The sequence below is a fragment of the Bradyrhizobium sp. C-145 genome, from assembly GCF_023375135.1.
In the GTDB taxonomy this organism is placed as follows: Bacteria; Pseudomonadota; Alphaproteobacteria; order Rhizobiales; family Xanthobacteraceae; genus Bradyrhizobium; species Bradyrhizobium zhanjiangense.
The window spans coordinates 5,532,144-5,543,849 of record NZ_CP088150.1; the positions used below are offsets into that span (position 1 = coordinate 5,532,144).

At 65.6% G+C, this 11,706-nt stretch carries 15 protein-coding genes; 8 read left to right on the plus strand and 7 right to left on the minus strand.

The genetic code is table 11. The features are described from left to right. Window positions 1-56: 56 nt before the first annotated feature. Together LRP30_RS26175 and LRP30_RS26180 are read left to right on the plus strand one after the other, a co-directional pair. Window positions 57-1,058: a P1 family peptidase gene (locus LRP30_RS26175; RefSeq protein WP_128932933.1), complete on the plus strand. Its 1,002-nt coding sequence runs from the start codon at window positions 57-59 to the stop codon at window positions 1,056-1,058. 261 nt (window positions 1,059-1,319) lie between these two features. Then, window positions 1,320-1,544 carry a KTSC domain-containing protein gene (locus tag LRP30_RS26180; protein ID WP_128932932.1) on the plus strand — a complete coding sequence of 75 codons (225 nt, stop codon included), beginning with the start codon at window positions 1,320-1,322 and terminating at the stop codon, window positions 1,542-1,544. Here LRP30_RS26180 and LRP30_RS26185 read toward each other — a convergent pair whose 3' ends face one another. Next, window positions 1,545-2,354 (minus strand): EF-hand domain-containing protein, encoded by an 810-nt coding sequence (locus LRP30_RS26185; RefSeq protein ID WP_128932931.1) that lies wholly within the window; start codon window positions 2,352-2,354, stop codon window positions 1,545-1,547. Between the two features lie 282 nt (window positions 2,355-2,636). Here LRP30_RS26185 and rpe point away from each other — a divergent pair, with 282 nt between their 5' ends. The 4 genes from rpe (at window position 2,637) to LRP30_RS26205 (ending at window position 4,036) form a co-directional block, all read left to right on the plus strand. Beyond that, window positions 2,637-3,338, plus strand: coding sequence for a ribulose-phosphate 3-epimerase (gene rpe / locus LRP30_RS26190; RefSeq protein WP_128932930.1), 702 nt, complete (start codon window positions 2,637-2,639; stop codon window positions 3,336-3,338). A 152-nt stretch (window positions 3,339-3,490) separates the two neighbouring features. After that, window positions 3,491-3,634, plus strand: coding sequence for a hypothetical protein (locus tag LRP30_RS26195; protein WP_164940187.1), 144 nt, complete (start codon window positions 3,491-3,493; stop codon window positions 3,632-3,634). Between the two features lie 5 nt (window positions 3,635-3,639). Further along, window positions 3,640-3,819 (plus strand): hypothetical protein, encoded by a 180-nt coding sequence (locus LRP30_RS26200; RefSeq protein ID WP_128932929.1) that lies wholly within the window; start codon window positions 3,640-3,642, stop codon window positions 3,817-3,819. Between the two features lie 25 nt (window positions 3,820-3,844). Beyond that, window positions 3,845-4,036, plus strand: coding sequence for a hypothetical protein (locus tag LRP30_RS26205; protein ID WP_128932928.1), 192 nt, complete (start codon window positions 3,845-3,847; stop codon window positions 4,034-4,036). A gap of 22 nt (window positions 4,037-4,058) precedes the next feature. Here LRP30_RS26205 and LRP30_RS26210 read toward each other — a convergent pair whose 3' ends face one another. From LRP30_RS26210 to LRP30_RS26230, 5 genes are all read right to left on the minus strand, one after another. Beyond that, complete coding sequence (locus tag LRP30_RS26210; protein ID WP_128932927.1) at window positions 4,059-5,498, minus strand: bifunctional serine/threonine-protein kinase/universal stress protein; 1,440 nt, start codon at window positions 5,496-5,498, stop codon at window positions 4,059-4,061. Window positions 5,499-5,503: 5 nt separating this feature from the next. Beyond that, window positions 5,504-6,244 (minus strand): metallophosphoesterase family protein, encoded by a 741-nt coding sequence (locus LRP30_RS26215; protein WP_128932926.1) that lies wholly within the window; start codon window positions 6,242-6,244, stop codon window positions 5,504-5,506. Window positions 6,245-6,360: 116 nt separating this feature from the next. Continuing rightward, window positions 6,361-6,966, minus strand: a complete 606-nt coding sequence (locus tag LRP30_RS26220) for a hypothetical protein (RefSeq protein WP_091888981.1) — start codon at window positions 6,964-6,966, stop codon at window positions 6,361-6,363. Continuing rightward, on the minus strand, window positions 6,959-7,645 hold the full coding sequence (locus LRP30_RS26225; protein WP_128932925.1) for a hypothetical protein: 687 nt from the start codon (window positions 7,643-7,645) through the stop codon (window positions 6,959-6,961). Before LRP30_RS26225 ends, LRP30_RS26220 begins: the two co-directional genes overlap by 8 nt. Then, the gene (locus LRP30_RS26230; protein ID WP_128932924.1) at window positions 7,642-8,412 is read right to left on the minus strand and encodes a MotA/TolQ/ExbB proton channel family protein; all 771 of its coding nucleotides are present in this window, start codon (window positions 8,410-8,412) and stop codon (window positions 7,642-7,644) included. The genes LRP30_RS26225 and LRP30_RS26230 overlap by 4 nt, the downstream gene beginning before the upstream one ends. Window positions 8,413-8,624: 212 nt before the next feature. Between LRP30_RS26230 and LRP30_RS26235 the strand changes: the two genes are divergently transcribed. After that, on the plus strand, window positions 8,625-9,995 hold the full coding sequence (locus LRP30_RS26235; RefSeq protein WP_249756673.1) for a histidine kinase: 1,371 nt from the start codon (window positions 8,625-8,627) through the stop codon (window positions 9,993-9,995). A 7-nt stretch (window positions 9,996-10,002) separates the two neighbouring features. Next, window positions 10,003-10,656, plus strand: coding sequence for a response regulator transcription factor (locus LRP30_RS26240; RefSeq protein ID WP_128932922.1), 654 nt, complete (start codon window positions 10,003-10,005; stop codon window positions 10,654-10,656). Window positions 10,657-11,106: 450 nt separating this feature from the next. Here the strand turns inward: LRP30_RS26240 and LRP30_RS26245 are convergent, their stop codons facing one another. Beyond that, a complete protein-coding gene (locus LRP30_RS26245; RefSeq protein ID WP_164940186.1) occupies window positions 11,107-11,694 on the minus strand; it encodes a TetR family transcriptional regulator in 588 nt (195 codons plus the stop codon). Between the last annotated feature and the right edge of the window lie 12 nt (window positions 11,695-11,706).

Genomic DNA, 11,706 nt, shown 5'->3' on the forward strand with positions numbered 1-11,706 from the left:
CTGCGACGTCTCTGCGCTATCGCAGGTGCGAACTCCTCTCAGCTCACGAGGCCAGTTTGAAAAATCTCCTCACCGACATCGCCGGCGTCCGCGTCGGCCATGCCGAAGACGCAAAAGTCGGCTCGGGCGCGACCGCGGTTGTCTTCGATTCTCCGGCGGTCGCCGCCATAGACGTTCGCGGCGGCGGACCCGGCACGCGCGAGGACGCATTGCTCGATCTTGCCAACACCGTCGAGCGCGTCGACGCCATCGCGCTGTCGGGCGGCTCCGCCTTTGGCCTCGATACCGGCGGCGGCGTGCAGGCCTGGCTCGCCGAGCAGGGTCGCGGCTTCCGGGTTCGCGAAGCGCTGATCCCGATCGTGCCGGGCGCGATCCTGTTCGACCTCCTCAATGGTGGCGACAAGGCCTGGGGACGCTTCTCGCCCTATCGTGACCTCGGCTACGCCGCGGCAGCAGCAGCCGCCGCCGGCACGGACTTCGCGCTCGGCAGCGTCGGCGCCGGCCTCGGTGCCACCACCGCGACGTTCAAAGGCGGGCTCGGCTCGGCCTCGGCGGTGACGCCCGATGGCGTCAAGGTCGCGGCGATCGTCGCCGTCAACGCGGTGGGCAGCGTCACCGTCGGCGACGGACCGTGGTTCTGGGCGGCGCCGTTCGAGGTGGACGGCGAATTCGGCGGACGCGGGCTGCCGGACAGATTCACCGACGACATGCTCCGCATGCGCATCAAGGGCGGTCCCGCGGCGAGCGCGCGCGAAAACACCACTATCGGCGCCATCGTCACTGATGCGGTGCTGACCAAACCCCAGGCCAAGCGGCTGGCGATGATCGCGCATACCGGTTTTGCCCGCGCGATCTATCCGGTGCACGCGCCGACCGACGGCGACGTGCTGTTCGCCGCCGCGACGTGCGCGAAGCCGATCGAGCCGCTGGTCGGCCTCACCGAGCTTGGCACGATCGCTGCCAACGTGGTCGCACGCGCGATCGCGCGTGGCGTCTACAGCGCGTCGGCCTTGCCGTTCGCGGGCGCCCAGCCGGCTTGGAGGGATCGGTTTGGCTAGAAGCGAAACGGAAATTAGGTTGAATCGATTGCCGCGGGCCGCTCACCTCTCCCGCTTGCGGAGAGGTCGGCGCGAAGCGCCGGGTGAGGGCTCTCTCCACTAGGCGATTGTCCCATTGCGGAAGCACCCTCTCCCCAACCCTCTCCCGCAAGCGGGAGAGGGAGCCCACCTCCCTGTTGCAGCTATCGAGCTTCATCTCGTCATGCTTTAGCAACGAATTGGCGGATGCCGCGTTTGCCTGACGGGCTAAGGTGCACCGTCATGCCGTCTTCCGTGATCCGCTTCTTTCGCTATGCGCCCGATATGCGCGAGCTGAAGGTGACTTTCGTCAGCGGTCGCCTGTATGTCTACGAGGACGTTCCGGCCGAGGTCGTTGCCGCGTTCAAGGATGCGCGCTCAAAGGGAACGTTCTTCAACCAGCACATCCGTGACCGCTATGCCTGTCACGAGATCACGCGTGAATACTCCGGACGCGCCGGATCCTGATCACACGCTCATCGACATCGAAGAGGACGCGGTCGCGGACACAGCCTGCGCCTGACGCTGCATCATCTGCCCGAACCAATCATAGGGCGAATTGCCGCCACCATTCGCGCTTGAAGAGCTGGACGCGCCAGGCACAGTCGTCGACATCTTGAAACCGTCGGCATAGGTGACGGTGGTGGTGGTCGAGCCGTCGGCATTGGTCGTCGTCGTCGAGGTCGACCCCCTGCTTGCCTTCGACGAAGACTCCGATCCGCCGCCCGACGCATCGCCCGATCCGCCGGCGCCTTGCGCGTGATGGCGGCCATGGCCGCTCGTCAGCGCCTTCGACATCTCATCCAGGCTGATGCTGTCATCCGAGTTCGCATCCATCTTCGAGAACACGTCGTCGGCCTGCGCCAGATTGGTGCCGCCGGCGCCCAGCGCATCCTCGAACTCGGACTTGGTGATCTTGCCGTCGCCATCCGCATCGATCTGCGAGAACAGATCCTTCAGCGCCGCCTCCCGGTCCTTCGAGGTCGAGGACGCCGAACTCGACGAGGTCGAGCTGGTCGCCCCGCTCGCGCCGTCGGTCGACTGGCTTTGCGCCGCGAACAACGCATTCATCGTTTCGGGCGATATCTGCGGATACCTGCCCGAATTGATCGACGAGGTCGCGCCGCTGGTCGTGCTGCTGCTGCCGCTGTCGATCGCGAATGGATTGGTTGCGCCTTGGGAAGATCCCGTCTTCTGCGTTGCCGATGACGATTTCGAGCTCGTCAGCGACTGGATCACGTCGAGCGCACTGCCTACGGCACCGAGGGCGAACAACATTGCACAACTCCAACCGATGCGGCATGCCGCGGCCAATGTTCCGAAGACGACGTCAGCAAGAGATGACGCCAGAAAGAGACGTCAGCAAGCGTCGTGCCAGCGTGAAAAGCTCAATGAAATCCGCCTTCGCTGCGCCTTGCACGGTCCGGGAACACCGGCAATTCGTGCCGGTCGCGGCAGAAATTTCCGCCCACAGGAAGCAGCTTCCCCCTGCATTGCCCGCTGCGGAGGCCCATGTTAGGCGAGGCCATTCTTGTTTCGGCCGCCACCGGAAACCGCGCCATGACCCAAGCCTTCGCCCCCCGCCCCCTGGCCATAGCACCCTCGATCCTGGCCTCGGATTTCTCCAAGCTCGGCGAGGAGGTGCGCGCGGTGGATGCCGCCGGCGCCGACTGGATCCATCTCGACGTGATGGATGGACACTTCGTTCCCAACATCTCCTACGGTCCTGATGTCATCAAGGCGATGCGCCCGCACACGAAGAAGATCTTCGACGCGCATCTGATGATCTCGCCCTGCGACCCCTATCTCGAGGCCTTTGCGAAAGCCGGGTGCGACCACATCACCGTCCATGCGGAGGCAGGTCCACATCTGCACCGTTCGCTCCAGGCCATCCGCGCGCTCGGCAAGAAGGCCGGCGTCTCGCTCAACCCGGGCACGCCGATCAGCGCGCTCGAATACGTGCTCGACCTGGTCGACCTCGTGCTGGTGATGTCGGTCAATCCCGGCTTCGGCGGCCAGACCTTCATCCCCTCCGCGATCGGCAAGATCCGTGACATCCGCGCGATGACTGCGGGACGCCCGATCGACATCGAGGTCGACGGCGGTATCGGCCCTGACGTTGCCGGCGCGCTCGCGGCGGCGGGCGCCAACGCCTTCGTCGCTGGCACCTCCGTGTTCAGGGGCGGCACGCAGGAGGCCTACAAGACCAACATCGCGGCCATCCGCAACGCGGCGCTAGGGGCGCGCGGCGAAGCGATTTGAGCTGGATCGGGAGCCCGCAAACCTGCGGATCTTAGCGGTGTTGCAGCGCGCAATGCCTAGAAACTGCAATCTTGATCCGTACTCATCCGGACTTCACTGATTCGCGCAAATCACCGCAAGTGACTCCTGCCTGCTTTTGACGGGAGCACATCATGACGACGACCCTGGTTTGGACTGGCGTAGCGTTGTGGTTCGGATTCAATGCGGCGATTGCAGCTCGCAGCCTCTACGTGGCGCGACCGGTGAAGGCCCCAACTTCGGCCCGCATCATCCCGCTTCATCGTCACCGGGACTGAGCGCGATGCAGATCGCACTCGTGAAGCGCCAGCCGAAGCGCAGGTGCCGGATCCCGCGTCGCCCGCATCTGAGCCTCGATGACTTGTTCGGCCGCCTCGAACGCGCCGACGGCACGCTGGACAACGATGCCTGGCCTGACAATTCGGACCTCGACCATTCGTTCTCCTCGCAGCGCCGACACTGAGATTTCCTTTTCCGGACCGCCCACCATGAAGCCGCACTGCCCGAACTGCCTGAAGGAAATGACGAAGGCGTCCGCGTCGCGCAACCTGTTCAACTGCGAGCCCTGCCGCGAGATCATCCAGTATTTTGGCGGCAGTGCGGATCACGGCGAGCCCGGCCCGCAATTCTCCTGGCCCATCCGCCGTAAGCGCGCTGCTCACACCGTCCACGCGGCCTGATCCGCCGTTCGGAGGCGCAGCCCTATCCGGCCGCCTCGCCGGCATCCGCTTCGGCTGCATCCCCCGCCATTCGCGGCGGCCGCACCACGGTGACGGTGCAGGCTGCTTCCGAGGCCACCTTGGCCGAGACGCTGCCGAGCAGCGTACGGCGGAACGAGCTCTGCCGTGCCCCGATGATGACGTGGTCGAGATGATTGACCGCGGCGAACTCCAGGATCGCAGCGGCGGGATCGACGGCTTCCAGCACATGAACCGACAGCCGGCTCTCATCCAGCTTGAGGGGCGTCGCCCAATGCCGGAGCGCGACCAGGCGGTCGATATGCTTGTTGGAGCCCTGCTCGTCGAGCGTCCGGTCGATCGCGATGCGGTTGAGCTTGAGCACGTTGAGGCAGGCAAGCCGCGCCGAGGGCAGTGTGGCGAGGATGCGCGCGGTCGTCACGCGGAGCGCTTCGTTCAGCTCCGGTGCGCCCTCCACCGTGTCGAGCGCCACCGCAAGAATTGGGCTCGACGCGATCTGCGCCGCGACATCCGACTTCGCCCGTGGCTGCATGACGCCCTGATTGAAGCGGCGCCGCCACGCGATGCCCAGGGAATCACGCTTCAGCCGTTCCGCGCGCGCGGTGAGCTTGACCTGATCCGGATGGGTGAGGTCGAAGGCGAGCTGTGATGCCGTTGGATAGCGCCACACCGGCTCGATCTCGAGGCAGCGCAGCACCACCTCCTGGAGCCAGGGCGGATAGTCAGCGCGCAATGCGCGCGGCGGATAGGGATCGCGCCACAGCCGGCGCCGCATCGCGCGCAACGTCTCACCCTCGCCGAACGGACGCTCGCCCGTAGTGAAGAAATAGAGCAGCACGCCGAGCGAGAACAGGTCACTGCGCGGATCGTCACGAACACCAAGCAGCCGCTCGGGGGCCATGTAAGGCGCGGTCCCGTAAGGCAGGCGAAATTCTTCCTGCAACAAATCAGGCAGATGGTTGTGGTGCGACAGGCCGTAATCGATCAGCACGGCCTCGCCGCTCTCGCGGAACATGATGCTGCTTGGCTTGATGTCGTGATGGATCACGTTCTGCCGGTGCAGGTCGGCGAGCGCGGTCGCAATCTTCGCCACGAGTTGCCGCGCCTCGTCATAGGGCAGCGGCAGGTCCGGCAGCCGCTTGTAGAGCGTCGTGCCGACGATGCGCTCGATCACGACATAGGCCTGGTGCGCGAAATCCCCGGTGCCGAAACAGGCCGGCACGTGCGGCCCTGCGAGCCGCGGCAGGATCATCATCTCCATCTCGAAAGAGACGATCGCGGCGGGATCCTCGCCCTCCGACACCCGCGGGATCTTCATCAGCATGGGCACATCGATGCCGGGATGGGTGACGGTCCACAGCGTCGCCATTCCGCCAGCATGCACGCACTCGCCGATGGTGAAGCCGTCGATCACAGCGCCTGATTTGACCAGCGGTTTCGGCATCGCCGTCAGCGCCCCTGCGAGAGGCGGTCGGCCAGCCAATGCGGCAGGCCGTTCTCGCGGATCCGGTTTGCGGCCGTCTCGATATCGTAGGGCGCGCGGCAATAGGTGATCTGGCACGAAACCGTGTCGAACAGCACGAAGGCCGCGGATGGATCGCCGTCGCGGGGCTGGCCGACCGAACCGAGCACGGCAAGCCATTGCCGCCCGCGCAAGAGCTGCACGGACACGTCGGTCTTCGGCACAAAGCTCGTCATCTTCGCCGTCACCGACATCGAATAGAGCGCCGGCCTGTGGATGTGGCCGCAGAAGGTGACGTGGGCGGGCGTCGATATCAGGCTCTTGGCGGCATCGGCCGTTGATCGGACATAGTGCCAGCGCTGCGGGCTGGAGGCTTCCGAATGCACGAACAGACGGCCGTCGTCCTCCACCAGCATCGGCAATTCGGCCAGGAACCGCCGCTGCGCGCTATCGAGCCGGCCGCGGGTCCATTCGATCGCGACCTGCGCCTCGACATTCATGGTCTCGGCCGAGGAATTGACCGCCTGGTCGTGATTGCCGCGCACGGCAATGGCGCCGCCGGCGACGAGCTCCATCGCTGTGTCCACGACCCATTCCGGATCGGCGCCATAGCCGACGAAATCACCGAGCAGGACGAAGCGCTCCGCGCCCTTCGCACGGGCGATCTTCAGGCACGCCTCGAACGCCTGCCGGTTGCCGTGGATATCCGAGAAGACAGCTAGGAGCACGTACCCTCCACCCTCAAATCTTATCGGAAGCCGATAAGGCCAAATTGAGGGACGTCAAGAACATGCGCCGGCGCGGGTCGGTTTTCCAGCGGGTCGCTGCCGCGATGGTGAAGGGCCTATTGCTCGTCCTTTGGCGGCATCCGGGGCGGCGGCAGCGGCGTGAACACAGCGCTTTGCGCGCCGGCCGGCGGGGCATTGAACTCGCCGGTCGAGGAATCGCCGCCACTGGTCTCCAGGATCGTCTTCGGCGTCACATATTCCCGCACCATGTCGATCAGGCTGCCGTCACCGCCGCCGAAATCGGCGGCGCGCCCGCCCTGCGGATGCCCGGCCGCGATCTCGTTCTGCGCCGCATGGGTCTTGTCGGCCAGCCTGTCGTCATAAGGCACCCGGAACGCCCGCGGAATGCCGCTCGGGCGATTGTCTTCGTCCAGCGCCTCGACCCAGAGATAGATCGAGCCGGGATCGCCCTCCAGCGAATGCGGCTCGACGATGCGGGCCTGGAGCAGCTTGAAGGCGGCCGGCATCCGGTCGGAGCTGGCCCAGCCGAGCAGCCCGCGCATCTCGGTGAAGCTGACGACATAGAAGGCGCTGGTCACGACCACCGCGACCGCCTTCAGGGACCAGTGCAGCCGCGCATAGACCAGAACGACCAGCAGCAGCGCGCCTACGACGGCGTAGGCGACCGACAGCGAGAGGATGACCGTCTGCAGGCTAATCACGGCGCACCCTCACAGCGTTCTTGCTCACACCGGTCTTGGGATCGACATCGCCGCCGTTGCGCCAACTGCTGCGAAACGTCTCCAGCAGCGACTTCGGCCGCTGATCCACATTGACCACCTTGCCCTCGGCATCGAGCCGGAACCGGACTGCGGTCTTCTCGTCGCCGGTGTGGTCGAGCGTAAACTTGTTGTCGAAGATCACCTGCGCGGTCGGATTGAGCTTCTGCACCTTCACATTGGCCGTCACGGGCTCGCCGGTCGTCGCGACGAAATGCGAGACATTGACGGTGTATTCGCCGGCGAGGATGCCGCGCACGGTGACGATCTCCTCGCGGATGGGCGAGGCGATCTTCTTGCCGGCGACGATGATGAAGTCATTGGCGCCGCCGCGATCGTCGCGGTCCAGCGTGAGGAAGCCGGCCTCGCGGTGGCGGTACCAGGCGATGTTGCCGGCAGGGTCCTGCACGAACAGGTCGAGATCGTCGGGGTGATTGTCCGGCCAGTCCAGCGTGATCATAAACTCGGCCTTGGAATCGATCTTGCCGTCCTTGGCATCCGGCGAGACCGCAAGCAATGCCAGAAAGAACAGGAACGCGATCACCTGGAGCGCCTTGAACAGCATCACGCCGAGCGGATCGAACGCCTCCTCGCGCGGATAGAGACCGAAATCATCCATCATGACGGCGTCCCAGATCCCCTGCGCTCCAGGACCGGGGTCACATAGGTCTCGGTCAGCACCACCGCATCCGAGAACACCCGCTGGGTCGCCGCATCCAGCATGTAGTACTGGATGCGGACCAGGATCGAGCCGACGAGGCCCGCCAACGTCGTGTACATCGCCACCGCCATGCCGTCGCTCATCAGCCCCATCGAGGAGCGCATCGCGGTCTTGTCGGCGGCATCCAGGCCCGCGATCGGCGCCAGCATGATGATGAAGCCGATGATGGTGCCGAGCAGGCCGAGCTTCATCAGCGTGTCCGAGACGAAAGCGCCGAAGCCGTTGGAGCCGCGCAGCCGGTCGGCCAGCGTCCGCAGCAGCAGCGTCTGGTCGACCGGCCGGTAGCCTTGCGCGGCGGCCTTGGTCACGAGGCTCTCGATGTGATCGCGCACGAGGCCCCGCGGCAGCGCCGTCGCCCCTGCATCCAGCGCCTTGCTGCCGCCGACGGCCGACAGCACCGCCCGGCAGCGCCGTGCCGCTGCGCCCTCACGGGCGATCGCCCGCGTCCGCAGGAAGCAGTGGCCGCAGGTGACGACATAAAGCACCGCGATCACGCTCGAAATGTAGGTGCGGTCGGAGGTCAGCATCAGGTGGATCAGGCCGAAGCGCCACAAGAGCACGACGGCGAAGACCGAGAGCCCGGTGAAGATCATCCAGAACAGCAGTGCGCTGCGCTCGGATGGGTCGGCAGCTTGGCCCGCGATCGGTCCAATCGTCATAGAACTCATGCTGCACTGCTCCTGACTTGCGCCGATTGGCTGCGACGATTGGCCGAGAAAGATTCTTGCCCGATTAGATCAAAGCCGCCGCGCCAGGTCCAAAGACTCATGCCCAATCCGGCTTGGGAAATTTGCCCGAGCTGCCATCCTGCCGTTCCCCGCAATTGGCAAGGCGCGGCGGCGTTGTTAGGCTGAGCTTACCAAACGTTGGGGGTGATCGCATGCGCCTCGTGCTTCAGCTCGTCGCCCGTCTGCTGCTCATTGTGGCGCTGTGCCTGGGAGCGGCGACGGTGTGGGCCACGTTCGACGCCTACCGCAGCGTCGACCGGGCGACGGCGGCCTCCGCGCAGCGGGTCGCGCAGGCGCTTCAGGCGCTGTACTGGCGTGAGCTCTTGCTGCGCAGCAGCAGAGCCCGCGAGCATCTCTTGCCGGTTCCGGATTGGCGCACGCTGGAGACGATGAAGCTGATCTCGCCCGGCGTCTGCGTCGAGTTCCAGCCAGCCGCGGCGTTCGAGAAGCCGCTCTGCGGCCAGAGCCAAGGCATCGGCAAGACACCGCCGCGCTGGTTCGCATCGATCGTGCCGACCTTCCTCGGCAGCCACGCCGAGGTGGTGCGGCCTGTCAGTCCCCGCGCGGCAGCCGCCGGCACGGTGGTTGCGACGCCGGACGCCGCCGCCGCAATCTCGCTCGCCTGGGAGTACATCCTCAACGTGATCGACGTTGCTCTGCTGATGGCGGCGGCAATCGCTCTGCTGGCTTCGCTCGCGATCGCGCACGCGCTGGCGCCGGCACGCACCATCGTCACCGCCTTGCAGCGCATGGCGCGCGGCCAGTATCGTACGAAGCTGCCGCGCTTCCGTTCGATGGAGCTTGCGATGATCGGTAGCGCCGTCGATGCGCTCGGCGGCCGGCTGGAGGAAGCGACCGAGCAGCGCGCGGCGCTGACACGGCGGCTGATCGAGATCCGAGACGACGAACGCCGCGCGCTCGCCCGCGAGCTCCACGACGAATTCGGACAAAATCTATCGGCCATCCTCGCCTTCGCCAACACCATCGAGACGGCGAGCGCGAAGGAAAGCAAAGACAACGGCATCGCGCAGGATGCGCGCATGATCTCGCAGGCCACCCATCACCTGATGGCCTCGCTGCGTGACGCCTTGAAGCGGCTGCGCAATCCGCTGCCCGAGGAGCTTGGGCTCGAGGCCTGTCTCGTCAATCTCGTCGACAGCTGGCGTTCGCAAAGCGCGGCGCGGCCGACGATCCAGCTCGACCTCAGGGGCGATCTCACCGACATCAGCGGCCCGGCGGCCACCACCGCCTATCGCGTGGCGCAGGAATGCCTGACCAATGCCCTGCGTCACGGCTCGGCGCGCGAGATCTCGTTGCGCATCGAGCGCCAAGCCGGCGAGGACGACGCGCTCCTGATCCGTGTCGAGGACGACGGCGGCGGCGATGCGGAGCGCGTCGCGCAATCGGCCGGTTTCGGCCTCACCGGCATCCGCGAACGTGTTGCGGCCGCCGGTGGATCGCTGTCGATCCTGCCCGCGACCCGCGGCCTCAGCGTGGCCGCCACCATCCCGCTCGCCGCGTGAGGCCGAGATGAGCGAGGTCGCGGCAACAGGAATCTCCGTGCTGCTGGTCGACGACCACCCGATCGTGCGGCAAGGCTACCGGCGCGTGCTGGAAAGCCAGGGCGATCTTCGCGTCGTGGCGGAAGCCGACAACGCCGCGGACGCCTATGGTGCCTTCAAGGCGCACGATCCCGATGTCGTCGTGCTTGATATCTCGATGCCCGGCGCGAGCGGGCTGGAGGCGATCCGCAACATCCGTGCGCGCAGCCCGCGGGCGCGCATTCTCGTCTTCACCATGCACAACGAAGCCGTGCTGGTGAAAGCCGCCTTCAGCGCCGGCGCCTCTGGCTTCGTCACCAAGAGCAGTGAGCCGTCGGCTGTCGTGAATGCGATCCGCAGCGTAGCGCGCGGCGAGCGTGCGATGAGCGACGACATCGCGCATATTTTAGCCGAGGACAGCCTGTCGCCGACCGGCTCGGCGCTGGATCAACTGGGCGAGCGTGAGATCGAGATCCTGCGGCAGTTCGCCGGCGGCGCCACCACCGAGCAGATCGCAGCGCATCTCAACCTCAGTGTGAAGACGGTGCAGAACTATCACTATCTGATCAAGTCGAAGACGGGCGCGCGCACGGACGCGCAACTCGTACGGCTTGCGGCGTCGTGCGGGTTGACGAGGATCTAGCAGCAGGGCTGCCGCATCGCTTCAGTCCTGTGAACCTTCTCAATGTGCCAAGCGGAATGGAACGGAGACCGTTCAGTTTCGGTTAGCAACGGAGTGAAGGAGTAACGGTCATGAGTAAGGGTCATCACAAAACAGTCGACCATCCCCCGATCATCACAGTAGGCGAACTCATTGACGAGCTTTGCCGCCTACCGGACACCGCCGTCGTCCACTTCCGCTGCCCAATGCTCGATCAGGAACTCACATTCTACCGTCTTCGAAAGCGGTCGAAGGACGTCGTCGAAATCGCGGTCAATGCATATCCGGAGAGTCTGCCGGTCGTGCCCTCGTCCGACCCTGCTTTCCACACGCGAAGACATCAGGCTTCCTCGCCCTCGCTTCGCGACGACCCCCTGCTCCACAAGGCGAGAGGTTGATTAGCCGTACCGCTTTTGAAGGGATCGTGCGGCTTTAGGCCGCCTTCAGCCCACGCAGCAGCAGCGCCAGCGTCGCATCGACGCGCGCGGAGAGATCGGCATCCTTCCACTCGTCGGCATGGGCCGGATGGTGGAAGCGGACGGTGGCATCGAAGATGGCGCGCGCGGTGGTCTTGACGTCCTCCACCTCGAATACGCCCTGCTTGACGCCGTCGGTCAGGATCGCCGCGATCTGGTCGATCATGGTGTCCTTGTGACACTTGACGGCCGCACAGGCCTCGCGCGCCAGCGTCAGATAAGTCTGGAACATCTCGGGGTCGTCGAGCACGCGCGAACGCTTGGCGGCGAACAGCGTGCGCAACCAGCGATCCAGCCTGTCAGGCGCGGGGCCCTGCTCCCCGGCGATCGCGCGCAACGGTGAGTCGATGCGGTCGAGCCAGCGTTTGGCAACGGCCTCGCGCAGCGAGGCCTTGCTCGGGAAATGACGATAGACGCTGCCGTGGCTCACATCGAGCGCACGGGCAACGTCGACCACCGTGGCCTTGGCAAGTCCGAAGCGCCTGAGCACGTCCTCGGTGACTTCGAGGATCCGCTCCGGCGTCAAGACAACAGCTTCGTTCATGCCAGCACCATG

Coding starts and splice junctions, on each gene's coding strand:
- LRP30_RS26180 (WP_128932932.1), top strand. CDS start 1,320: ATGCCGTCTTCCGTGATCCGCTTCTTTCGCTATGCGCCCGATATGCGC.
- LRP30_RS26185 (WP_128932931.1), bottom strand. CDS start 2,354: ATGTTGTTCGCCCTCGGTGCCGTAGGCAGTGCGCTCGACGTGATCCAG.
- rpe (WP_128932930.1), top strand. CDS start 2,637: ATGACCCAAGCCTTCGCCCCCCGCCCCCTGGCCATAGCACCCTCGATC.
- LRP30_RS26195 (WP_164940187.1), top strand. CDS start 3,491: ATGACGACGACCCTGGTTTGGACTGGCGTAGCGTTGTGGTTCGGATTC.
- LRP30_RS26200 (WP_128932929.1), top strand. CDS start 3,640: ATGCAGATCGCACTCGTGAAGCGCCAGCCGAAGCGCAGGTGCCGGATC.
- LRP30_RS26205 (WP_128932928.1), top strand. CDS start 3,845: ATGAAGCCGCACTGCCCGAACTGCCTGAAGGAAATGACGAAGGCGTCC.
- LRP30_RS26210 (WP_128932927.1), bottom strand. CDS start 5,498: ATGCCGAAACCGCTGGTCAAATCAGGCGCTGTGATCGACGGCTTCACC.
- LRP30_RS26225 (WP_128932925.1), bottom strand. CDS start 7,645: ATGATGGATGATTTCGGTCTCTATCCGCGCGAGGAGGCGTTCGATCCG.
- LRP30_RS26230 (WP_128932924.1), bottom strand. CDS start 8,412: ATGAGTTCTATGACGATTGGACCGATCGCGGGCCAAGCTGCCGACCCA.
- LRP30_RS26235 (WP_249756673.1), top strand. CDS start 8,625: ATGCGCCTCGTGCTTCAGCTCGTCGCCCGTCTGCTGCTCATTGTGGCG.
- LRP30_RS26240 (WP_128932922.1), top strand. CDS start 10,003: ATGAGCGAGGTCGCGGCAACAGGAATCTCCGTGCTGCTGGTCGACGAC.
- LRP30_RS26245 (WP_164940186.1), bottom strand. CDS start 11,694: ATGAACGAAGCTGTTGTCTTGACGCCGGAGCGGATCCTCGAAGTCACC.